The sequence below is a fragment of the Paenibacillus sp. P3E genome (genome assembly GCF_001909045.1).
In the GTDB taxonomy this organism is placed as follows: domain Bacteria; phylum Bacillota; class Bacilli; order Paenibacillales; family Paenibacillaceae; genus Paenibacillus_AQ; species Paenibacillus_AQ helianthi.
In genome coordinates, this window is record NZ_LVWH01000232.1 from 1 (window position 1) to 22,373 (window position 22,373).

The window sequence follows — 22,373 nt, forward strand, 5'->3', positions numbered from 1 at the left end:
AAGTAATGATGCATTTTGTCATAAAAAGTCTAAATAACAGGAATGAAGCATAAAAAAATCCCTTGAAGGACAATTGACATTCTCCTCAAGGGATTTTATGTAAAAGCAATATAAATGGGCCCACATAAAGCTTAATCTTGTAGATTATTCAAAGAAAACGTTATTGACCACATCGGCCTTTTCTTTTGATGATCCCTGAAATAAATTTTACCTGTAAACTCATCATCCGTTCCAATACAGAGCACATTGCCACCAGGATCACTACCAATTGGAACAAATCCTATAGGGAGTCTATCTTCAAAAATCCTCACTATATCTGGTCCCTGTTCATCCGATATTTTGAACATTTTCGGTATAGGGCGTCTCCCGTTATATTCGCGTAATAAACTTCTGTACTGTTCCGAGAGAGGTTATTCAAACTCCTCCACTACGGGTAAATTCTTGATGGTCTCTCCATCCTCGACATGGTGCCATCCATAACCTTCAGGTGGTTCATCTATCTACTGCATTGTTATAAACTTCTCTTCTCTCAGAAGGCTTCAGACTCTTGATTTTGTCATACTCAGCCTGAGTAGTTATTCCAGCCTTTTCACCCTCAATATCGTCTTTTTTTTAATTCAGCCATTACCCAGCAACACCCACGGATTAACTTCTCCGTAGAGTAGAACGTGATCTTTCTTGCGCTCCAGCTTGAGCCGCTTGAACTTGAACTTCTCCAGAATCCGGTCCACCAGACCCTGGAGCTTTTTGGCCCCCTTCATAAGCCCTTTTTGCAGGCTCTTGATCACGATTTTGCCATTACGGATAATCATGCTGCCGCTCTTGGATGCAAGCTTGGCTCTAGATTTCAGCAAGCTCTTGATGCCCTTGACTCCTGCACCCGCTACGGTCTTCGCACCAGTGGCTGCAGCTCCAACGCCTTTCTTCACGGCTTGTCCGGCTTTGTTCTGCCCTTGCCGATTGCCTTGAAGCCAAGCTCCATCGTCAGTTCCACAAGCCCCATTGCCAGTGCGGTTGCCAGCGTAATGGCGGCAGGCTCGATCATCTTCTGCCAGCCCTGGCTCAGGTAGGTGCCAATGTAGCCCGAAGCTTGGATTATGGTCTGGGCGACGGATTTAATTGCATCTGCTTGCAGATGCAACGTGATACGGATAAAGTCCTATTCTTCGCATAACACTTTTACTATAGTTATCGTGGTATCCATCTTAAAGATGAGATTTTCACCTTCTCAGTATCAATATTGTTATATAGTAACTATATAGTTGCGAGTAACTTTTAAAAAACAGCAGATAACAAAGGTAACAAAAAACAGGTTAATCATGGTGGTCTCTGACCATAATCAACCCGTTTAATGTAAGGGAATAGCGTTATTTAGGTTATAAATAAAAGCATTGATGTGCGCACAAACAAAGTAAAAAAATCATTATACGGATATTACAAAGTTATTCGTGTTATTGGTTGAATTGTGGGTTTATTAGGAACTAGGCACCCCTTACAGGCTACCTTTCCTCTTTGCACAAGTGAAGGTAGTGACCAAACTCAGGGAATACATCCCAGTTTTTTTCTAGGCTATCTCTAGTCTCACGTTCCTCAACTGAGCCAGTCTTAAAATCTCTTTTTTCCATCGCTATATAGCCATCTTCTTGATAGCCAAAAATCAAACTACTTTCTTCCTTGTCGGTATCTTCTTCATACTCCCAAAACATGACTGTCCTTAAAAAAAGTTTGCCATTACCCAGTACTTCAAAATCATAGTTTAAATACTTGCGAATCACTTCATCATAAAAACCCACCGAAACCCAATCACTTGTCACATTTACTATATACTTGGTTTTTTCGTCTTCAGTTATCACTGCAGTATATGATTGTTTATTTTGATGATATAAAAATGCTGTATGTTCATCAAAAAGGTTCCAAGGCTTTTTTTTGATGTCCGACCATTCATCACAATAATAAATTTTCATAATCAATTATACACCTTCCCATTTATATCCTTAATAAGGATCCTGTTTTTCGTTGCTTCATCAAGAATTGTTTGTGGAATTGGTTTGTTTTGCATAGGCACTTCCAGTATCAATTGACCTTTAAGTTGTCCGCCTTTAAGAGCATTTGGAGTAAAAGCACCATTCGATATTTTTGAACCGGAAGAATATTTTTGGGTAAGTTCTTTCAAATAGCCTATAGCCGTACTTTCTTTAACTTCACTTAGTTGGGTAAACTTTCTCGATACTATTTGCTTATTGGGAACATAAGAGTCAACTACGTACTTTTTGCCCCCCGCTTCTTTTGCTTCCAACTCTACTTCATTATAGGGGTAACGAGGACGATTTTCCTTATTAAACTTATTTCCGGCTTCCCATCGCTCTTTAATCCAATCCGGAATGGTTTTCTTCGTAGGTGCAGTTTCACCCGTTCCCTCAACGCTATTAAAATGAATCTTACTTTTATCTCCATCTGCATTCTTAGAGATCTTAATACGCTCTATATCTTCTAGCTTATTGAGTTTACTATGTTCCGCATCGCTAAGCTTGATCGGCTTCTTGCCATCGAGTTCTAGTTTCTTTAATTCCTTTTCGAGATTCTGTTCCTTGATGTCCCGAAGTTCCCCGTCAATCAGCAGCACCCAAGGATTAACCTCGCCATACAGACGGATATGCTTACCCTTGCGCTCCAGCTTGAACCGTTTGAACTTAAACTTCTGCAGAATCCGGTCCACCAGACCCTGGAGCTTTTTGGCCCCCTTCATAAGCCCCTTTTGCAGGCTCTTGATCACGATTTTGCCATTGCGTATGATCATGCTGCCGCTCTTGGAAGCGAGCTTGGCTCCGGTTTTCAGCAAGCTCTTGATACCCTTGACTCCTGCACCCGCTACAACCTTAGCACCTGAAGCTGCAGCTCCAACGCCTTTCTTCACGGCTTGTCCGGCTTTGTTCAGCCCTTTGCCGATCGCTTTGAAGCCAAGCTCCATCGCCAGCTCCACGAGTCCCATTGCCAGTGCGGTTGCCAGCGCAATGGCAGCCGGCTCGATCATCTTCTGCCAGCCCTGGCTCAGGTAGGTACCAATGTAGCCCGAGGCTTGGACTAGGGTCTGGGCGACGGATTTAATCGCATCCGCTTGCAGATACACCGTGATCAGGTTGATGATCATCGGGAGTGCAGCCGTGATGGCCCCGCCTGTGATGATCTCCGCAGCCACCACGCCAACCAAGATGCCTGCAATGGCAGCCAAAAGCTTCAATCCATTACTCTTCATCCATTTTATTACATATGATTTAATCTGGTCAAACAGCATTTTCGCATTGCCCGCACGAAGTTTCGCGCCGTCAGCTATTTTGCCACCCAGGCTTTGATCCGCCTTTCCGGTATCGAATTCCGCCATGATGCTGTCCATGGTGGCCGGATCGCGGCTGCCTGACAGCTGCTTGCTCTCCCCGTCCTTGAGGTTCGCTTCCTGTACCAGCGCCGGGTCCATCTCACCCGCTTCGACCGACTCCATTTCGATGTCGTCTGCGGTGAGCTTCTCGTCCGCTTGAGGCTGACCGGTGTCCTGCGTATGCTCTGCTGCTCCGCCTTCTGCCGTCCCTGCTCCCATCGGCTTGGAGATGTCTACTCCGAGCAGATACTCCCACATCTTGCCTTCCAAATGGCTGAGCGAACGCTTCGCCGCCTTGCCGAGCGCACCAATCCGTGCGAGCACATCGAGAAATGTAGCAATGAGCAGGTTGCCCAGGGTTGAGATTAACTGGGTGTAGAAGTTCTGCACCGCAGCCAGCGCCTGATCCACCTTCGCGGCCAGGAAGTCCATGACCTGTGTGACTTTGGTTTTGAGCTTCTGCGCCAGCTGGTTGACGGCCTTCACGGCCTTGTTGACGACGCCGTCAATTTTACTGCATATTTTGGCGGCGATGCCCGGGAATTTGGCAAACACCACGGAGACCAGTTTTTTGAGCAGCGTACCCAGGCCTTTGATCAGGGTGGTGATCAGTTTGCGGCCCAGTTCGATAATGCCCAGCACGGCTTGTTTGGCTTTTTCAAAAATGAACTTCACCGCTTTGCGAAGGCCTTCGAAAATAAAGTTGACGGCCTTCTTAACGACCTCAACCACCGCTTCGAGCTTGTCCTTCACCCAGCCGAGGAAGCCGCCTTTCTTTTCTTCCTTGGCCTTTTCCTCTGCATGTTTGCCGTCCGCATCCTTCTTGGCTTTGCTGTAGGCTTGGGTGGCTTCCCGTTCCGCTTCGGTCTGCTTTTTCTGCGCTTCGCGTTCTTTTTCGGTCCGGATGCTGTTGATCTCGCCCTTTTTCTGCTGCGCGGCCGCTCCTGCCTGTCCGGCATAGTCGGCTTCGGCTGCATCCAGCTCGTTTTTCCATTCGCCGCGCAGGTTGTCGACTTCCGCCTTGGCCCCGGCCTGCTGGCTGAGTTGCTTGTTCTTGGCATCAGCTTCCGCCTGCTGGATTTGCGCATGGCTGTCTGCTTTGGAGATCAGCACCTTGCTGTCGAATTTCGCTTTTTCTTTGCTATATTCAGCCTGCTTGGTGCCAAGCTGCTTCTTCATTTCTGGGGCAAGGCTGCGATTGAGTCCGGCAGTCATGTCCGCAGGCACTCCCAGTGCGGGGAGCTTCTTGGCTCCGGGCGCGTTGCCGCCTTGCAGCTCTGTGGAAGCCTTCAGCGTAGAACCGTCCGGTTCGGGATAGATGTCATTCTCACCAAACGGAGTGTGGATCTGGCCTATCTCCGCCTGCTTGGCTGCTCCTACCTGCTGGGAGGCCTCCTGATTGAAGCCTTCGATCTGGGATGGATCCGCCTCGCCGGTCATGCTGATGCCCGGCGGCTGAGCCACAGCGGAACGGATTTCGCCCAACATAGCCTCAGGGTTACCTTCCGATCCGGAAGATCCGATGTTCATTCGCTCCAGGTTCCCCGTAGTCGTGGTCCCGCCGGTGCGCTCGCTCTTATACCCCTCCGGTGCGGAGTGTTTCAGTGGCGCTGGCTTTTTCCGGGCTTGAAAGACTTTGCCTTTCAGCCCTGTCGGGGCTGGAATGGCCGGCAGCCCCTGCCGGGTCTTCAGCTTCTGCTTAGCAAAAGCCTCTGCGGAACCATCCACCGCCTGGGCATAGGCGTCTCCCATCTCTGTTGGCTGAATCCGGGTCAGCTGATCGAGGACTTGTCCCGGATCTTCGCCGTGAATGTTCACCTTCTTGACCTTGGCGGGTGCTTCCTTACCCTCCCCTGCTAAAGCCCCTAGAGCATCTCCGAGTGAAGGTTCCTTCGCTGTTCCCTTGGGCGCAGGTTCCCCCGGAGCTTCCTTCGCTTCCTTTCCCGACTGCGATTCCATTTCCGCCCTGGAATCTTTGCCATCCTTTGACTCTTTGCCGTCCTTGGCGTCCTTGGTGTCCTTAGCTTCCACCGGCTGTTCTTTCCCAGTCTCGTTAGCCTTCGAACCCGTTGCTTCTCCTTCGGCTGGCTGCGGAGCGGCTGCCTTCACTTTTCCGTCCAGCTGTCCTCCATCTGTTTTCCCCTTGTTCTCTTCAGTGGCGGAAGGAAAACTCTTCGCCCGGGGTTTGCCCCACTTTTGGAATGCAAAGTTGCTCTTTGCCTTATTCCCGGACTGTTCATTCTGCTGAGCCTTCGGTTCAGTCTGAGCGCTGACTTGTTGTACCTCGCTTTGTACCCGTTCCAGTTTCTGCTCCTGAGGCTGCTTCTGCTCACTTACTGACGGCTCCATGGTGGCAGAAGGTGCCTCTTGAACCGGTGCCGATAGAGCAGGTTCCTGTTCGGCCTGGGTATTCCCTGCAAACCCTTTCTCTTGCTCGCCCTCCCCTTGCTCACCCCGCTTTGCCGCTCCCGCCTCATTTGTCTGCTTACTTTCCTTGCTATCCTTCAAACGGGATAACAACTGAACCACGGCCCGGTTGCCCAGGGTACGCTGGAGCGCCAGCTTGTCTTCCCGGCTTAAGGAAGCCGGATTCTGCCGGATACGCCTGATGATCTCCACCGGGTCCGGCAGCTTGGTTGCTGCTGGCTTCACAAAAGCCAATGAATTGCTATATGGTTGATGGCTACCCGATGTTTTCTCTTTTTCCTTGCTTACGGTTGCATGGGTCTGCAAGCGGATTCCCCCTTCTGTAAAAAATCGGTTCTATAGATTAAGTAAAATCCATAGCGTTTTTTACAGCCGGGTTGAGAAATTAATCTATTCCGCCTCTCATCAACACAATACGCAACAGTACCAATGTTTAAAGCCAGGCAGGATAACAGTTACTTTTTCTAAACAACAAAAAAAGAGCATAAAACAGAGCCGTTAAGCACTCTACTCTATACTCTTCTGAATCCTATCCTATGATGATTACTATTACTACAAGCAGTACTTCACAAGTGCATCGCGCACGCCATTATTATTATTAGTTCCCGTAATTACATCTGCAGCCGCCTTAACCTCAAGCGGTGAGTTATCCATGGCAATACCAAGTCCGGCGTATGTAAGCATGGAAATATCATTATAATAATTCCCGATGGACAGAACATCCTCTTGAGCTATACCCAAATGTATAGCCAGATTCATTAACGCATTGCCCTTGGAGGCTTCCGGATGCATTAAATCTACGAAAAACTCCCCGCTGCGCACAATATTATACTGCTGTGTCCAAGTGCTCCATTCCCGCTGAGCTTCATCTAGAATATCCGCTTTGGTGAAGACCGTAAACTTGACAACCGGTTCGCGAAAATCCTCCCAGGCCGGGAGCGTCGCTGGTGTCACCCGAAAATGCTCATACATATGATTAGCTTCCGAGGTCAGATTAGCGACATTATCTACATACATGTCAAAGGCAGTATTCACATCATAATGAATATTATGGGCACGGCAGTACTCTATATACGGGTCCAGACCGCGGGCATCCAGTCCATAGATATGCAGTACCTCGCGGTCTTCTACACGCACCGTCGCCGCTCCATTATGTCCCAGGACATACCCGACCAGTCCCATCTCTTCCATTAAAGGAATCGAATTCTGCGGGCTGCGCCCTGTACACAGGACAATCAGCCCGCCCTCCCTTGTCACTTCAGCGATAGCCTCCTTATTTTCAGAGCTCAACTGGTGATCGTCATTCAGGAGCGTGCCGTCTACATCCAGCGCAATCAGCTTGTATTTCATACCCCACCATCCTTGTTCGTCTTTATCTATATCAAACCATTGTATATTACATCCGTTAACAGGGACTGTTAATTTAATCAACCGTGGATAAAACCTCCACTGATTCTCTTAAGTTTCCGCTTCCCCGCCGCCAAGCAGCGCCAGTTCTTCAGCAGTCAACTCCCGGCAAGCCCCGGGTGCCAGTTGCTCATCCAGCTTCAGCCCGCCCATGGAGACCCGCTTCAAGAAAATCACCTTTTTGCCTACCGCCAGAAACATCCGCTTCACCTGATGAAACTTCCCCTCTGTAATGGTCAGTGAAATTTGGGAGAGGGTTTTGCTTCCGCGTTCCCTTCCCAGAATGGTAAGCTGTGCAGGCAAAGTCAAATAGCCGTCCTCAAGCTCAACACCTGCGGCAAAAGCTGCCACATCTGCAACATCCACCTCACCCTCGACCGTAGCCTCATAGGTTTTCGGGACATGCTTGCGGGGCGAGAGCAGCTCATGGGCCAGTTGCCCATCATTGGTCAGCAGCAGCAACCCTACCGTATCCTTATCCAGTCTTCCGACCGGAAAAGGCTCAAACTGTGCATATTCCTGCTTAAGCAGATCCAGCACTGTCCGGTCCCGTTTGTCTTCTGTGGCTGACAATACGCCAGGCGGCTTATTCATCATCAGATAGATGAATTCACGGTAAATTACAGGTTCTCCACTCACCTGGATTCTGTCCGTGTAGGGATCAACATGATAACCGCTATCCTTAATAACGGCGCCATTCACGGTAATCAGCCCTTGCTTCGCCTGTTTGCGGATATCACTGCGTGAACCTTTGCCCATATGGGACAACACTTTATCAATCCGCTGTTTTTTGGCAGCATTTCCTGATGCACTCATCCTTTACGTCCACCTCCAGCCTGCGGGATATTCATTCTTCAGCATACCGTCCTGCCATTTCCCCCAGCCAGCGCTGTACCCGTCGACACAGACAAGCACGTAACCTTTGGCGGAATTGCCAGGCCCTACCGTTAAGCGTTCCTCGGGGATAGACAATGTTTCCCCTTTCAGATAGGAGACCGCTTCACCGCTCCCACTGGATAATGAGAGGCTGCGGATACTTTCGGCGGGATGCAGAGCGGTAGCGAGCGGATGTCCGGGAATAAATCTGCCGCTGCGGATATGACCCGCATACCAGCCGGGACGAATCGTCTTTAGGCCGTTAAGTGCAGCCTTGGGCAGCGGTGAGAGATACAAATGGTCACCGAACAGCACCGGAAATCCGGATGGCTGCCAGCCTAGCTGGTCTTCGGTAAATAGGGAATACGCAGCTCTTGCGGCCTCTTCTCCCCCGCCTTCAGACTGGCGTCCAGGCGAAGTACCGCCGGACTTGCCGGAGGTTCGCCCCCCTTTGCCACCCCGTCCGCTTACCTGTCGGGCAGAACCAGCTCTGGCAGTGGCCTCACCCTTGACTCCATTGTTCCGCGAAGAGACGGAAAGTGTTCTTTCCGCAACAGCCTGTCCCGGATCGGATGCAGTCTCCTCTGGAGAACGGGGACTTCCGTCATGGCGCAGTACAGCCATAAAATGCCCCTCGCCTTTGACCTTATGCGGCCACAGCCGGGCAGCTCCGGACAACCCTTGAAGTCCAGGTGCAAAGGAACCTGTTCCGCCTACAGTAACAAGCGAAAACTCAGGATGAGTATCCAAAAACTCACTGATCGTACCTTCGTTCTCCTCCGTGGCAAAGGTACATGTGGAATACACCACGGTTCCCCCCGGCTTCAGCGCTTTTACGGCTGAATTCAGAATGTCCCTCTGCATAGCAGCATACTTCAACGGCGTTTCAGGCTCCCACTGCTTGACCATATCTTCATCCTTGCGGAACATGCCTTCACCCGAGCAAGGCGCATCGATCAGAATACGGTCAAAAAAAACAGGAAAAGCCGCAGCAATCCGTTCCGGACTTTCATTCAATACGATTCCGTTGCGGACACCGTACAGCTCCAGGTTCTTAGCCAGGGCCTTGGTCCGCTCCGGGTGGAGATCGTTGCTGATGAGAAGCCCTTCACCCTTCAGCTTGGCCGCAATCTGCGTAGATTTACCTCCTGGCGCGGCACATAAATCAAGCACATAATCGCCTGGTTGTACGCCGAGCAGCTCTACCGGAGCCATCGCACTTGGCTCCTGAATATAGTACAGTCCCGCATGGTAATACGGATGTTTGCCGGGTCTCGCCCCTTCTTCTGTATAGAACCCGGCTGGGCACCAGGGAATTGGAGCAAGTTTGAAGGAAGAGAGCGTGCGCAGTTCCTCCACCGATATTTTTAATGTGTTGGCACGAATGCCGCCATAAGGAGTCTCCTTGTACGACTCTGCAAATTGCTCATACTCCGGTCCCAGCATTTCCTTCATGCGCTGCATAAAAGTGCCGGGCAATTGCACTGCCATGATGCCGTCCTCCAATAATCAAGGAACACCCCTGCGGGTGCTCCTGTGGTAGTCTTGCTATTCAGAATTCCCTATTCGCGCGGTAGGAAGTTAGTGGTCTCTGAGGACCACGGCGCTGTGGATGATTGGGTACAATCTCTTTACCTGCAGCGGTCACTTCTTCTACCAGAATCGGGTCAATCAGCTCAATCGTGAGATCATAATATTCAAACGGCTGGTCCGCATAGGAGTCCAGCTTACGGGCATAATCTTCAACTTCACGGACCAGCTTCGTAAGATTGATTCCCAGGGTATCCCCAGGATACTGCTGGAGCACCTCATGCGACCGGTTCAGCATCATTAAGCCGCCGCGCACATTGTTGTTCCGGAAATGATACAGTCCTACTGCAGTCTGCAGCAGAGCCTTGTACAGCGGATCACGTTCCCTGGCCAGCCAGAGCTCTTCAAGCACCTCATGACATTCAAAATAATCCCTGTCCCGGTTGAAGTAGACCAGGAAAGCCAGGTACAGCGGTTCATAAGCCATCCGGCAGACTGTCCTTTTTGGCATTCGACAACAGCTCGCGCACATGTTCCAGCAGGTCCTTCATCGCTTCCATATCCTGCGCCTGCCAGATCTGATTGAAGCGTTCCTGGCTTTCAATGGCTTCATTCACCAGATGGTAGAAGTACAACTGATGTATGGCTTTCAGAAGCTGGGTCGTTGTATTCGAATTTTCCTCGAAGGTTTTCTGCGCCTCCAGAATTTCTTCACGGATACTGGACATTTCACTGTCCAGTATAGACGCGGCTTCCGCAGCCGTCTTCAGGCGCAGCCGCATTTCATCAGGCAGGCTTTCCCGGTATTTGTAATTCAGGGAATGCTCAATGGTTGCCCAGAAGTTCATAGCGAGCGTGCGGATCTGAATCTCGGCGAGCACGATCTTTTGCCCCAGGGCTGTCTGCACCGGATATTTAATGATCATATGGAAACTGCGGTAGCCGCTTTCCTTATAGTTCGTGATGTAATCCTTCTCGTAAAGAACCTCAAGATCCTTGCGGGCGCGGATATATTCGGCCACTCTGCGGATATCCTCCACGAACTGGCACATGATGCGAATGCCGGCAATATCCTCAATCCCTGTTTCCAAATCCTCCATTTTTACATTTAAGCGTTTGGCTTTCTCCAGTATACTTGACAGCCGCTTGACGCGCCCGGTTACGAACTCGATCGGTGTATACTCTTCTCTTTTCTTGAGCTCCGAACGCATTGTTTTGAATTTAACCTTCAATTCCTCCACAGTTTGTTCATATGGAAGTAAAAATGTTCCCCAGTCCCTGACGTCCATCGCCTTCGTCCTCCTGTCCATTCATCCTTCAGTGATGATCAGCGCCCACTGCTTCTAGGATATGAGAGAATCCGTCCTGCCGCAGCAGCTTCCGTAATCCGGCATGCACTCTGCGGTTAACCTCCGGTCCTTCATAGATGAGAGCTGTATAAATTTCGACCAGACTCGCGCCTGCCCGGATCTTGTCATATGCGTCCTGGCCGGTAAAAATACCGCCCGAACCAATGATCGGCAGCTTACCTCCTGTCTGGCGGTAAATCCTGCTGATAATTTCCGTGGAGCGGTCACGCAGCGGCTTGCCGCTGAGGCCACCTGTCTCTCCTGCCTTGTCACTCTTAAGCCCTTCCCGGCTGAGTGTGGTGTTGGTGGCAATCACACCGTCCATTCCGGCGTCAGCGATTGTATGTACCATATATTCCAGTTCGCCGTCGCTGACATCTGGCGCGATCTTGACCAGCAGGCTTTTGGAAATGCCGCTCTGTTTGTGCTGAAGCTCCATCTCCTCCTTAACCTGGGCAAGAAGATTAGACAGCTCGCTGCCATGCTGAAGACTGCGCAGGTCCGGCGTATTCGGCGAGCTGATATTGACCACAAAAAAATCACCGTACGGATATAGCGTACGGATACACTGGCGGTAATCCTCATGTGCCGACTCATTAGGCGTTGTTTTGTTACGCCCGATATTCACCGCGACCGGAATTCTTCGTTTCCCCAGCGCCTTGAGCCGTCGTGCCATCGCATCAGCACCTTCATTGTTGAAGCCCATACGGTTGATCAGCGCTTCGTCAGGCAGCAGCCGGAATAACCGCGGACTGTCGTTTCCAGGCTGTCCTTTCGGTGTTACCGTGCCCACTTCCATAAATCCAAAGCCAATGGAAGAAAATCCTCCCACAGCCTCAGCATTCTTATCCAATCCTGCCGCAAGTCCCACTGGAGTCGGGAAATGCTGGCCGAATAAATCCACTGCAAGATCGGCGGTCTCGGGAACGCCGTACATAAGACGCATCGCGCTATTGCCACCGGGCACCAGATCTGATTTGTTCAGTCCGCTAATGACGAGATGGTGCGCTTTCTCCGGGTCCATTTTAAAAAAAATAGGTTTGCCTAAATGTCGATACAGCACCGTTCTCGCTCCTTCAAAGGGAACCCTTAAGTAGGTCAGGTGACTCCCCGATTCTGTAGGTTTCTTCTTAATTTTAGCTGTTTCCGGGGGAAAAGAAAAGTTTTTTACCGGGCGGAGTTTCCGAACGAAATGCAGAGTATAGTAATTTTGTTGTAAACGCATTACAATGTAAGGGTAATCAATGATAAATAGAGAAAGAAGGATGCCCAATATGTCTACAAAACGCAAACCTCCAACACTGCAGCAAAAAAAAGAAGAAGTCAACCGCAAAGCCATACTATGGATCAGTGTTAGTCTGGTGCTGCTGGTTCTTCTAATTGTTGTTCTATTTATTGTTGCAGGAAACTAATTCAGCCAATGGTAGACTTTGTTGGGGTTGGTCTGATCTAGCGGTGTGCCGGAAGGGAAACTTTCCTCAGGCAACAGCAGTCCGTCAGGCAGAACCCCTTTACTAATCTGGACCTTCGTCCCCATCGGTACCATTGCGAACAGCTCCTCCACATCCCCGCGTTTCATACGGATACAGCCCAGTGACTCATCCTTGCCGATACTGTCCGGCTCATTTGTGCCGTGTATGGCATAATTTGTGTCCGAAAGCTGCATACCGCGGCTGCCAAACTCCCCATTGCTATGCCCGTTCGGATTGACCACCTTATCCGTAATCGCAAATTCTCCTTCAGGTGTCCTGTTCCCCCCAAGCCCAACCTCATAGTTCCGCAGAATGACACTGCCGCTGGTTACTGCCAGACGGTGATTTTGTTTATCCACGATAATTTTCAGCGGACTGCTAAAAAAGGGCTGCTGCGTCTCTTTGCTTTTACCAGTCTTGGCACCCAGATTCCCTGCTTCTTCACCCACTCCCGTCGTTGGCACAGGTGAAGCTGTACCTGCTGAGGATTGGGGCATCTGCGAATTTAATGCTCCCCGAAGCGCACTGAATTCCTGCTTCATGAGCGGCGTCGTCCCCCCGAGATAATTCCCCGGAAAAGGTTTGGCCAGCTCCTTTAACGATTTTGGCAACGTACCCTTACTGTTCTGATAAGATCGGATAGCGCTCCAAAGTGCCGCCAACTCTTCCTGCTTATCCTGCCATATTGCTGCCTGCTTCTTCAGCCCGCCAGCTTCCGGCGGTACACAGGCACAGGCTGCCGGATCATAAGACTGGTATACAGTCTTCCCTTGCTTGTTCTTCTCGACCGTAGCCACAAGAGGCAGGTTACTCTTCCAGACCAGCCAGCGTCCCGACTTTTTCATAGCAAGAACTGCTGTTTCGGAAGGAGCCTTCCGGCTCTGCATAATCTTCACCAATGCCTGGCCCGCCGAGGCCATGTCTTCACCTGCTGCCGTAAAAGCCATGGCCGGCTGAGCTGAAGTTTCAGTTGCATCCTCTGACGGTTCCGCAACCGCCGGCTCTTTCAGGTTACCGGTAACAGCAGCCGAGGCTGGCTCTCCGGATTCGTCCGTACTTGCCACAGGGGCCAGCGCTGAGGGGATCACCACGAGCAGAAACAGCATCAGCGCAAGGAATGTCCGGCGCATCCGCAGCCTGGATTCGCGCCGCTGCCGGCCCTCCCTGAGAAGACCTTCCTCATATTCACGGAGCATATCCGCCGGTACCTTACTATGCTCAAAGGCTTCATATACTTCACCCGCCTGGTTGAAGCAATAGTTGGCCTTCCCCTGCTGGCCGTTCTTATAATATTCCTTACCAAGCAAGTACCATGCCATCTTGTTTTCAGGATGCAGTTGAACATATGCTTTGAGATGCTGCGAGTTTTTCATCGGGGCCTCCGCGAATTGTGAAGTACTTCAATCAATCTTTATATTTTATATCGGCCGAAGTATTAAAAAAAGACATCCCCAGCCGCATTTATAACGGCAAAAAGATGTCTTTCTGGAATAATAAGGATCAGCAGCAAGGTGAACCTTAGCTCTGATCCTTATCTTTTGCGCAGATACGAATAACCCGTAGGACTTTAGCCCTCTTTATTAAAAGGCACGTCTGCAATTTTGATGGAGTCCGTTGGACATCCGTCAGCAGAATCCTGCAGATCATCGAACAAATCATCAGGAATCGCGGTTACCCCGTGGTTGCCGTCGTTTTCGTAGATCACTTCTGCCAGGCCTTCGTCATCGTAATCAAAAATATCAGGGGCCGTCGCGCCACAAGCACCACATGCGATGCAAGTATCTTTTTCGACCCAAGTGTATTTAGCCATTTTATCTCTGCCTCCCGTTGAACAATACAGACTACTGTAGCAGCCTGTTATTTTTCTCATATTAATATAAATAGAAAACAATATCAATGAAATTTCAGCACATTTCCATTTTCACCGTTTCATGAGGAACGCCAATCGGACGTTAGAAGTTGGCCCGGATCACTCCTCAGCAGGGTCTACTTTATGAAGATTGTCCTTCTGCAGGGAAGTCCCCCGCTCCTTGTGGTTACGCAGACGCGCTGAATGACTGTCGCTGAGCATCCCTGCCGTTAGTACTGCATTCTCGCCGAACTTGTTACGCAGCATGTCCATCGTTTGGTTAAGCGATTCTTTCTTCGGCTGCCGCTGGTAATCGAACAAATCCAGCTGAATTGCAGAATCCTCCTTAGCGGTCAGTCCATGCAGTGTGACTCCCAGCAGCCGCACAGGCTTGTCACCTTTCCAGTGCCGGGCGAACTGGTCGCAGGCTGTCTTATAAATATCCTCGGCGCTCTCCGTAGGCGTCTCCAGCTGGCGTGATCGGGTGATCGTCTTCATATCCGGCGTGCGGATCGTGAGCTGCACCCCTGATGCTACCAGTCCCTGCTTCCGCAGCCGCCTCGCCACCTGGTCGCTCAGATTCAGCAGAATCGGCCGCGCTTCAGCCAATCCGACAACATCACTCGGAAGTGTTGTAGTGTGCCCGATGGACTTGCTCTGCTCCCGTTCCGGGTTCACAACGCCGTAATCAATTCCATTCCCCGCCCGCTTCAGCCATGAACCCATCACTCCAAAATGCTCAACAAGCATCCGCTCTTCTGCTGCCGCGAGTTGACCGATGCTGTAAATTCCAAGTTTACGCAGCTTCTCTGCCGTCTTGCCCCCAATACCGAACATTTCATTGCAGGGCTTATCCCACAAAACACTCGGCACATCACGCAGCCGCAGCACAGAAATGCCGCTGGGCTTCTTCAGATCGGATGCAATCTTGGCCAGCAGTTTGTTCGGGGCAATACCGATAGAGCATGGCAGCCCAAGCTCCTCCATAACTCGCCGCTGAATTGCTTCGGCTATATCTAAAGGCGTACCGAATTGACGTGAACCGGTAATATCGAGATAACATTCATCGATCGAGACAGCTTCCAGGAGTGGAGTATAACTATATGCAATCTGCATAAAAGCGTTGGAGTACTTGCGGTAGAGATGAAAATCCGGCTTAATTAATAGAAGCGAAGGACAAATGCGCAGTGCCTTCTGTACCTGCATACCCGTTGAAATTCCAAGTCTGCGCGCAGCATAGGAACAGGTAACGATGATCCCCCTGCGGAGCTCTACACTGCCGGCAACGGCCGTTGCTTTTCCTTTGTATTGTTCAGGGTCTTCTGCCTCATGCACAGAGCAGTAAAAAGCATTCATATCCACATGCAGAATAACTCTGCCGCTTGCCGGATAATAGTGATCCACATTCTGCACAATATCTACCTTCTTATCTTCAGGGTTTCCATTGTCAAATTCAGCATACCTCTTCTCCCGGCGCAAGGTCAACCGGACACAGAGCTCCTGTAAAGTTCTTTGTTACATTCCCGCGTAAAAATGCTATAATATAAAAATTCATTTACCTAAAACGTATATTATTATGGCCCACCAAACCTAATCAAATGCTCAAACTTAAGGCATCTGCTAATGAAGCGAGTGTTGTATGAAGCCGTTTCAGAAGTACTGCTCACAAAACTTTTAGGAGGACTCTCATGTCTAAGTCCATTTCCATCTTCGATACGACGTTGCGTGACGGCACCCAAGGTGAAGGCATCAGTCTGTCGGCGGATGACAAGCTGAAAATTGCCAAGAAACTCGATGATCTGGGTGTTCATTATATTGAAGGTGGCATCCCGGGGAGCAACAACAAGGACATTGAGTTTTTCAAAAGAGTCAAGGAACTGCACTTGAATGCCAAAATCACTGCATTCGGCAGCACCCGGCGCAAGAATTCCATTACTGAACAGGATGACAACCTGCAGAGAATGATTAATGCCGGTGTTCCGGCAGCCACCCTGGTCGGCAAGACCTGGGACTTCCATGTTCACACAGCCCTGCAGACCACTCTGGAAGAGAATCTCGCCATGATCGGTGAGTCTATTGCCTATCTGAAACGTAAAGGCCTGGAGGTCATCTTCGATGCAGAACACTTTTTCGACGGTTATAAGAACAATCCCGAATATGCTTCTGCCGTCCTGACAACGGCACGTGAAGCCGGTGCAGACTGGCTGGTAATGTGCGATACGAATGGCGGAACACTTCCGAATGAAATTCAGGAAATGGTCTCCGGTATGGCCCTTAAGCTCCCTGGTGCTTCACTTGGGATTCATACCCATAACGACTGCGAACTCGCCGTCGCAAATACACTCAGCGCCATCAGTGCAGGTGCGCGGCAGGTACAGGGAACGATCAACGGTTACGGCGAACGCTGCGGAAACGCCAACCTCTGCTCGGTTATTCCTACTCTGCAGCTCAAAATGGGGTATCCCTGCATCCCTGGTGATTCCTTGCCCCAGCTCACGAATACCGCCCACTTTATCAGTGAGGTTGCCAATGTGAATCTGCCTGTAAATCAGCCATATGTAGGCAACGCTGCATTTGCGCACAAAGGCGGCATCCATGTATCGGCAATCCTGCGGGATTCCCGCACTTACGAGCATATTGCCCCCGAACTGGTAGGCAACAAGCAGCGGGTGCTCGTCTCCGAGCTTGCGGGTCAGAGTAATGTTCTGTCCAAGGCACAGGATATGGGCCTCAGCCTGGATCCAAGCAGCGAGCAAGCCCGCAAGGTGATCGACAAAATCAAAACTCTGGAGCATCAGGGGTACCAGTTCGAAGGTGCCGATGCTTCCTTGGAACTACTCCTGCGCGAAGCCACCGGAGAGGTAAACGAACTGTTCACCTTTGAATCCTTCAAGATGCTTGTGGAGAAGACAGCTGATCACCCCGTTGTCTCCGAGGCCTTTGTCAAGCTCAGAGTCGGCGGTGAGAGCCTCTATACCGCTGCTGAGGGTAACGGTCCAGTTAACGCACTGGACAACGCATTGCGTAAGGCTCTACTGACCTACTTCCCTCAGCTCAAAGACATGCATCTCTCAGACTACAAGGTACGTGTGCTTGACGAGAAGGATCAGACAGCTGCAAAGGTTCGTGTACTGATTGAGTCCAAGGATTTCAATAACACCTGGAGCACCGTCGGGGTATCCAGCAATGTGATTGAAGCCAGCTGGGAAGCGTTGGTGGACAGTATGCGCTATGCGCTTCTGGGGCAGATCTCCCTGCAGAATGAAACCGAAGCAAACCAGGCGCCCAGAGGACTCGTGAATCACTAGTTGAGCCAAGCATTTTTATGGTCCGGTCAAGACAAAGCCCCTCGCAGCCGGGAATATCCCGCATTGCAGAGGGGCTTTGCCACCTAACCGCTAGCTGCCTGTTCAGGAACCGGTAAGGGTGATGATTTTCTTTTCAAGCTCTTCCGGAGATAGAAACCCCAGGATTACCTCGGAGATGACTCCGTTTTTGTCTACAAGCACATTTGTAGGGAATACCATCCCTTTATATTTGTCGAATACCTCGCCCTTCAGGTCATACATAACGGGGAAAGCCAGCATATATTTTCGGACAAAACGCTCCGCATTGGGCTTGTAATCCTGGCTGGTCACATTGATCCCATATACATCGAGGACATTTTTGTATTTTAGCGCCAATGCATTCAGTGTCGGTGCCTCCTGCTGGCAGGGATCGCACCAGGAAGCCCAGAAATTCAGCAGCACTGCTTTATCCCGTGGGCCGCCTATAGTATAGCTTTTACCGCCTTCCTGGAGGGAAAACTCCGGGGCCAACAGCCCGGCATTCATTCCACTTTCCGGTTCAGAGCTTTGCTGAATCGCCGGGACTGCTTCCGGCTCAGATTTCGTGGTTCGCTCCACCGCCAGAAAGACTAAAAAAACAATGACGGCCAGCACCGTTATATTTCGTTTGTTTATTGCTTTCATAGTTGTTTGTCCTTTGCAAGTGAGATGGTTTTCTCCTATTGTACCCCCAATGTCCATAGTTTCAAACCATTCATGATCTGCAAAAAATAGAACAAAAAAAGAGGATTCCGTCGATGACGAAATCCAATGAAGAGAGAGGGGTGAACAAGTGACAGCATTCCAGGGAAATATCCAGCCGATTAAGCTGAATACATCCGTACAGCAGGCGCTGGGGAAGCACTTGCTGTCCTGTTATCCGCATGAAGCATGCGGTGTACTGCTGGGTACTGCCGCAGCGGGGGGCATGCGCATTGACAGGTATCTGCCTCTGCGCAACGTAGCGCCTGACCCGCTGCATACTTTTGTCCCTGATCCGAAAGAATGGATTAGAGCACTTTATCTTGAGCCGGCACCTGTTGGCTTGTTTCATTCCCATCCGCATACCGCACCTTGGCCGTCCAGCGCAGATATTCAAGGACTGCCTTCACTAGGGCCAGAATTTCAGATCTATCTGATTGGTTCTCCTGGTCCGGAGAGCGGGGAACCTATGTGCTTGCACGGGTTTCAAATCCTCCGGCAGCCGAAACCCTCCGGTCAGCTAATCTATAAGCTGCTGCAATCTCCTGTCATGCTCTGCTGAGATAGGAGTATAGATCCCCTAAAGTCTCTACCTGTTTCTTCTGTGAAATCTCCCGCATATAGCTTACCCATAGCTTTGCCGTCATTTTGGCATCCTCCAGCGCATGGTGACGGCCCTGAATTGGAATGTCATGGATGGCAAGCAGCTCATCCAGTGTGTAATTGCTACGGTGAGGTTCCAGCCAGCGGGCCAGCATCATCGTATCCAGCACTCTGTGGGTTAGCTGAACCTTTGATGTTTTCCACAGAGCCGCATTCAAAAATGATTTATCATGATTGCTTCCATGCGCGACCAGTACCCGCTGCCCTACAAAAGACATGAAATTATGCAGTCCATCGATCAGTGAAGGTGCTTTGGAAGTCATCTCTTCCGAGATCCCGGTTAGCTTCGTAATATCCTCCGGAATCGTGGTTTGGCAATTCACCAGCGTGTAGAAGCATTCCTCTTCCTTGATTTCTTCCCCCACGACCTTAATGGCGCCAAAAGACAGAATCTCATCACCATGCTGATGGGAAAAGCCTGTCGTTTCCAGATCAAAGATTACCGTTTCTAATTCAGAGAGCGGGGTATGCAGTACTTCAGGGCGCCGCTTCTCACGCATAAGAGATCTGATAAAGGCCATTTGCTGCGCAGTTTGCTGTGCCGTTTCCCCGCCCCTTATGGACGCGATGGCGGATGGCATTCCGCCCTGTCTCAGGTTGTTCCAGAACCCTCCGCCTTTGTTCGGCTCCTTCATGACTGCCTCCTTTCCGCTGACCGTAGCTGACGCTGCAGGGCCTTGTGGAGGCGCCTGACCAGCAGCAGGCTTTCCCGAAGCGCGGACATGAACTGCTTGTTCTTCAGATCATTCTCAGCAATATAATCACTGCTGGATAATAATCCATCCTGAACTGTAAAAGGGGTATTCACACGCATGCGCAGAGCAGTCAAAAAAGCCCGCCGGATTTCTTCCAGATGCTCGTACTTCCCCAGCTCTGCCAGATGCTCCAGCCGCTTCAGTGTTGAACTGTCCCACACACCATGCAGCAGCGACAAGTGCCTGACGATATTGACCAAAGGAATATAGACACCATACTTAACATCAAAGCCGCCGGCATAATCACCAAAACGCTCTGTAAGTACCTGCCCCAGTAAATTAAGCGTTGCCTTATGACGGACTGTATTGCGAAGCACAGCGGTAGACAGCTTCATGTTATTCACAAATCCGGCATGGAAGGCTTCACGCCACTCCTTAGACAATGCAATACTCCCGGCCACATGGCGCATATCTGAAGCGATAATGAGATAACGGATCGGCTCCCACTCAAGCTGGTTCATCCAGCCTTCCAGCTGCTGTTTCCATTCAGGCAGAGTCTTGCGCCACAAGGATTCGGAGCACATGACTTTCCCGTCGCATTTCTCATAGCCAACTTCCTCAAGCAGATTAGATAACATCACACCGAAAGCTTCAAAATAACTTTTCTTAAGTCCATCCGGCTCACCTTCAACAATTAGCCCGTTATCCTGATCACTCCACATTGTAGCTTCCTGTCTGCCGGCACTGCCGAATACAATAAAGGAATAGGCACAGGGAGGCGGGCCGTAGCCCGCCTCCTTCATCTGCGCCTCACATATGTTGACTGCTGTCCCGGCAATCCGGTCATGCATATCATTGACCCGGGACATCCATTCCTCAATCGGAATAACGTTTAACTGCTCCAGCAACACTTTTTGACAAGCGGTACGCCTTGCCTTAAGCTCCTGCGGCGAACCGGCTGTTACGATGGACAAATAACTTTTATCTTCGTTCCAATCTGCCATCTCCATCGAATCCACACGGTCCGCCTCCCAACAAGTAAAGTGATAAGTTATTTAAGATTTAAGGGGTTTGGATTCTGATTCTGCGATCAATTTCATTTGTTCCGGATAACCGTAAGTACCATGCTCACTGATATCTAGACCCATCAATTCTTCTTCCTCAGTAACACGAAGTCCGATAGCCATCTTCATTACATACAGAATGATGAAGGACATTACAGCTACGAATATGAACGTACCCGCTACGCCGAGAATCTGGACTCCCAACTGGTGGAATCCTCCACCGTAGAACAAACCAGCCTTACCTACAAGTGCTCCTTTAGTGATCAGATCAGGTGCTGCGAACAACCCCGTGGAAACCGCCCCCCACATCCCTGCAATACCGTGTACGGAGAAGGCATAGATAGGATCATCAAGTCCAGCACGCTCCAGCCACTGTGAAGTCATGAATGTAAATGCTCCAGCGATAAAGCCAATCAGGATAGCAGCCCAAGGCTCTACATATGCACAAGCACCAGTGATAGCAACCAGCGCAGCCAGAACCCCGTTCAGCATTGCCGGAATATCCGATTTTCCAAAGTACAACCAGGATGCGATTAGTGCAGCCAGACCGCCTGCTGCAGCTGCGATGTTAGTTGTCAAAGCCACATGTCCGAAGAAACCGCCCATAGGGGACAACGCACTACCTGGATTGAATCCGAACCAGCCAAACCAGAGGATGATTACACCAAGTACAGTAAATACCTGATTATGACCAGGAATGATAACAGGTTTACCTTCTTTATTAAACTTGCCAAGACGTGGCTTAAGCAAGATGGTTGCTACTACTGCAGCCGTTGCACCTGTAAGATGGACAACTGTCGAACCTGCATAGTCCTGCATTCCCAGTTCTGACAACCAGCCGCCGCCCCATACCCAGTGGGCAACAACCGGATAAATCACGATAGAGAACAATATTCCGAAAACAATGTATACGCTAAGTTTTGCCCGTTCGGCCATACCACCGGATACGATAGCCAAGGAGACTGCCGCAAAAGCCATTTGGAAGAGGAACTTAACATTTAGGGTTACATCGGAGAAGGCGAGGGAATCAAATGAAGCCCCTTGGGTATCCCCACCGTACAGGAAACCTGTAGTCCCGAAAAAACCATTGCCGTTACCAAATCCAAGACCAAAACCGATAGCCCAGAAACACAAGCTTGCAATTGCAAGTGTCAGTACCGTTTTGCCGGCAACATGACCGGCGTTCTTCATCCGTACTGAACCGGCTTCAAGCATTGCAAATCCCGCTTGCATAAAGAATACCAGAATGAAGGCCAGGAAAGTAAATACTGTATCCAATCCGATTTGCAAATCCGGCGCTGTCGGGCCGCTAGCCGCGAATGCGCTAACCGGATAGGCCATCAATGTAATCATGGCCAAAAACATCACTATCATCTTTTTTCTCATTCTTTACCCCACTCCCCAATGTTATATTTTCTAACAAAGCGTGAAACTCTTAATGTCATTATAATCAGAAGTCAGGTAAATTGACAAGACTATTTTTTTGAATGCTTTATTTAATTTATGGAAGCTCCTGTTTTCCCCAACGAACTGCATCCCCTCTATATCTTTCGGATAAGCCGCAGAATTCCCCAGCTTCTTATGAGACGTAACATGATAGCGGATACATGGAAACCAATATATTTGAATTCATTTATATG

General features: G+C 50.0%; 20 protein-coding genes and 1 pseudogene. 3 read left to right on the forward strand and 18 right to left on the reverse strand.

Annotation, left to right across the window (positions count from 1 at the left end; translation table 11 throughout):
- Positions 1-131: 131 nt before the first annotated feature.
- The 11 genes and pseudogenes from A3842_RS33820 to A3842_RS30370 form a co-directional block, all read right to left on the reverse strand.
- Positions 132-395 (reverse strand): annotated as a pseudogene (locus A3842_RS33820) (SMI1/KNR4 family protein); the annotation flags it as partial.
- A 222-nt stretch (positions 396-617) separates the two neighbouring features.
- Positions 618-929: a hypothetical protein gene (locus A3842_RS33535; protein ID WP_074103801.1), complete on the reverse strand. Its 312-nt coding sequence runs from the start codon at positions 927-929 to the stop codon at positions 618-620.
- On the reverse strand, positions 926-1,141 hold the full coding sequence (locus tag A3842_RS33540) for a hypothetical protein (RefSeq protein ID WP_074103802.1): 216 nt from the start codon (positions 1,139-1,141) through the stop codon (positions 926-928). Before A3842_RS33540 ends, A3842_RS33535 begins: the two co-directional genes overlap by 4 nt.
- A gap of 358 nt (positions 1,142-1,499) precedes the next feature.
- Complete coding sequence (locus A3842_RS30335) at positions 1,500-1,964, reverse strand: hypothetical protein (protein WP_074103812.1); 465 nt, start codon at positions 1,962-1,964, stop codon at positions 1,500-1,502.
- 2 nt (positions 1,965-1,966) lie between these two features.
- Positions 1,967-6,106, reverse strand: coding sequence for an HNH endonuclease (locus A3842_RS30340; RefSeq protein WP_256701940.1), 4,140 nt, complete (start codon positions 6,104-6,106; stop codon positions 1,967-1,969).
- Positions 6,107-6,352: 246 nt separating this feature from the next.
- Positions 6,353-7,150, reverse strand: a complete 798-nt coding sequence (locus A3842_RS30345; protein WP_074103803.1) for a Cof-type HAD-IIB family hydrolase — start codon at positions 7,148-7,150, stop codon at positions 6,353-6,355.
- A gap of 108 nt (positions 7,151-7,258) precedes the next feature.
- On the reverse strand, positions 7,259-8,023 hold the full coding sequence (locus tag A3842_RS30350; RefSeq protein ID WP_074103804.1) for a pseudouridine synthase: 765 nt from the start codon (positions 8,021-8,023) through the stop codon (positions 7,259-7,261).
- 3 nt (positions 8,024-8,026) lie between these two features.
- Complete coding sequence (locus A3842_RS30355) at positions 8,027-9,574, reverse strand: RsmB/NOP family class I SAM-dependent RNA methyltransferase (RefSeq protein WP_074103805.1); 1,548 nt, start codon at positions 9,572-9,574, stop codon at positions 8,027-8,029.
- 61 nt (positions 9,575-9,635) lie between these two features.
- The gene (locus tag A3842_RS30360; RefSeq protein WP_305953407.1) at positions 9,636-10,124 is read right to left on the reverse strand and encodes a DUF309 domain-containing protein; all 489 of its coding nucleotides are present in this window, start codon (positions 10,122-10,124) and stop codon (positions 9,636-9,638) included.
- Positions 10,090-10,902 carry a GTP diphosphokinase gene (yjbM, locus tag A3842_RS30365; RefSeq protein ID WP_074086116.1) on the reverse strand — a complete coding sequence of 271 codons (813 nt, stop codon included), beginning with the start codon at positions 10,900-10,902 and terminating at the stop codon, positions 10,090-10,092. Before yjbM ends, A3842_RS30360 begins: the two co-directional genes overlap by 35 nt.
- A 28-nt stretch (positions 10,903-10,930) precedes the next feature.
- Positions 10,931-12,025, reverse strand: a complete 1,095-nt coding sequence (locus tag A3842_RS30370) for a quinone-dependent dihydroorotate dehydrogenase (RefSeq protein ID WP_074103813.1) — start codon at positions 12,023-12,025, stop codon at positions 10,931-10,933.
- Positions 12,026-12,236: 211 nt separating this feature from the next.
- Here A3842_RS30370 and A3842_RS32795 point away from each other — a divergent pair, with 211 nt between their 5' ends.
- The gene (locus tag A3842_RS32795; protein WP_167374753.1) at positions 12,237-12,374 is read left to right on the forward strand and encodes a hypothetical protein; all 138 of its coding nucleotides are present in this window, start codon (positions 12,237-12,239) and stop codon (positions 12,372-12,374) included.
- Here A3842_RS32795 and A3842_RS30375 read toward each other — a convergent pair.
- From A3842_RS30375 to A3842_RS30385, 3 genes are all read right to left on the reverse strand, one after another.
- A complete protein-coding gene (locus tag A3842_RS30375; protein WP_074103807.1) occupies positions 12,371-13,807 on the reverse strand; it encodes a L,D-transpeptidase in 1,437 nt (478 codons plus the stop codon). The two genes, A3842_RS32795 and A3842_RS30375, sit on opposite strands and share 4 nt — an antisense overlap.
- 194 nt (positions 13,808-14,001) lie before the next feature.
- Entirely contained in the window at positions 14,002-14,244 is a 243-nt protein-coding gene (locus A3842_RS30380) for a ferredoxin (RefSeq protein ID WP_074086114.1), read from the reverse strand.
- A gap of 159 nt (positions 14,245-14,403) precedes the next feature.
- Positions 14,404-15,696 (reverse strand): DNA polymerase IV, encoded by a 1,293-nt coding sequence (locus A3842_RS30385; RefSeq protein WP_074103814.1) that lies wholly within the window; start codon positions 15,694-15,696, stop codon positions 14,404-14,406.
- Between the two features lie 275 nt (positions 15,697-15,971).
- On the opposite strand from A3842_RS30385, the gene cimA reads away from it, so the two are divergent.
- Positions 15,972-17,591, forward strand: coding sequence for a citramalate synthase (gene cimA / locus A3842_RS30390; RefSeq protein ID WP_074103808.1), 1,620 nt, complete (start codon positions 15,972-15,974; stop codon positions 17,589-17,591).
- Between the two features lie 102 nt (positions 17,592-17,693).
- Here the strand turns inward: cimA and A3842_RS30395 are convergent, their stop codons facing one another.
- Complete coding sequence (locus A3842_RS30395) at positions 17,694-18,254, reverse strand: TlpA family protein disulfide reductase (protein WP_074103809.1); 561 nt, start codon at positions 18,252-18,254, stop codon at positions 17,694-17,696.
- Between the two features lie 148 nt (positions 18,255-18,402).
- On the opposite strand from A3842_RS30395, the gene A3842_RS30400 reads away from it, so the two are divergent.
- Positions 18,403-18,873 (forward strand): M67 family metallopeptidase, encoded by a 471-nt coding sequence (locus A3842_RS30400; RefSeq protein ID WP_074103810.1) that lies wholly within the window; start codon positions 18,403-18,405, stop codon positions 18,871-18,873.
- On the opposite strand, the gene A3842_RS30405 is transcribed toward A3842_RS30400, so the two are convergent.
- Genes A3842_RS30405 through A3842_RS30415 form a run of 3 tightly spaced genes read right to left on the reverse strand, consistent with a single transcriptional unit; the run spans position 18,860 to position 22,119 of the window.
- The gene (locus A3842_RS30405; RefSeq protein ID WP_074086110.1) at positions 18,860-19,609 is read right to left on the reverse strand and encodes an exonuclease domain-containing protein; all 750 of its coding nucleotides are present in this window, start codon (positions 19,607-19,609) and stop codon (positions 18,860-18,862) included. The genes A3842_RS30400 and A3842_RS30405 overlap by 14 nt on opposite strands.
- Complete coding sequence (locus A3842_RS30410) at positions 19,606-20,688, reverse strand: DUF294 nucleotidyltransferase-like domain-containing protein (protein ID WP_178382027.1); 1,083 nt, start codon at positions 20,686-20,688, stop codon at positions 19,606-19,608. The genes A3842_RS30405 and A3842_RS30410 overlap by 4 nt, the downstream gene beginning before the upstream one ends.
- Before the next feature lie 36 nt (positions 20,689-20,724).
- On the reverse strand, positions 20,725-22,119 hold the full coding sequence (locus A3842_RS30415; RefSeq protein ID WP_074103811.1) for an ammonium transporter: 1,395 nt from the start codon (positions 22,117-22,119) through the stop codon (positions 20,725-20,727).
- Between the last annotated feature and the right edge of the window lie 254 nt (positions 22,120-22,373).

Coding starts and splice junctions, on each gene's coding strand:
- A3842_RS32795 (WP_167374753.1), top strand. CDS start 12,237: ATGTCTACAAAACGCAAACCTCCAACACTGCAGCAAAAAAAAGAAGAA.
- A3842_RS30355 (WP_074103805.1), bottom strand. CDS start 9,574: ATGGCAGTGCAATTGCCCGGCACTTTTATGCAGCGCATGAAGGAAATG.
- A3842_RS30350 (WP_074103804.1), bottom strand. CDS start 8,023: ATGAGTGCATCAGGAAATGCTGCCAAAAAACAGCGGATTGATAAAGTG.
- A3842_RS30380 (WP_074086114.1), bottom strand. CDS start 14,244: ATGGCTAAATACACTTGGGTCGAAAAAGATACTTGCATCGCATGTGGT.
- A3842_RS30405 (WP_074086110.1), bottom strand. CDS start 19,609: ATGAAGGAGCCGAACAAAGGCGGAGGGTTCTGGAACAACCTGAGACAG.
- A3842_RS30360 (WP_305953407.1), bottom strand. CDS start 10,124: ATGCCAAAAAGGACAGTCTGCCGGATGGCTTATGAACCGCTGTACCTG.
- yjbM (WP_074086116.1), bottom strand. CDS start 10,902: ATGGACGTCAGGGACTGGGGAACATTTTTACTTCCATATGAACAAACT.
- A3842_RS30395 (WP_074103809.1), bottom strand. CDS start 18,254: ATGAAAGCAATAAACAAACGAAATATAACGGTGCTGGCCGTCATTGTT.
- A3842_RS30375 (WP_074103807.1), bottom strand. CDS start 13,807: ATGAAAAACTCGCAGCATCTCAAAGCATATGTTCAACTGCATCCTGAA.
- A3842_RS30345 (WP_074103803.1), bottom strand. CDS start 7,150: ATGAAATACAAGCTGATTGCGCTGGATGTAGACGGCACGCTCCTGAAT.
- A3842_RS30415 (WP_074103811.1), bottom strand. CDS start 22,119: ATGAGAAAAAAGATGATAGTGATGTTTTTGGCCATGATTACATTGATG.
- cimA (WP_074103808.1), top strand. CDS start 15,972: ATGTCTAAGTCCATTTCCATCTTCGATACGACGTTGCGTGACGGCACC.
- A3842_RS30335 (WP_074103812.1), bottom strand. CDS start 1,964: ATGAAAATTTATTATTGTGATGAATGGTCGGACATCAAAAAAAAGCCT.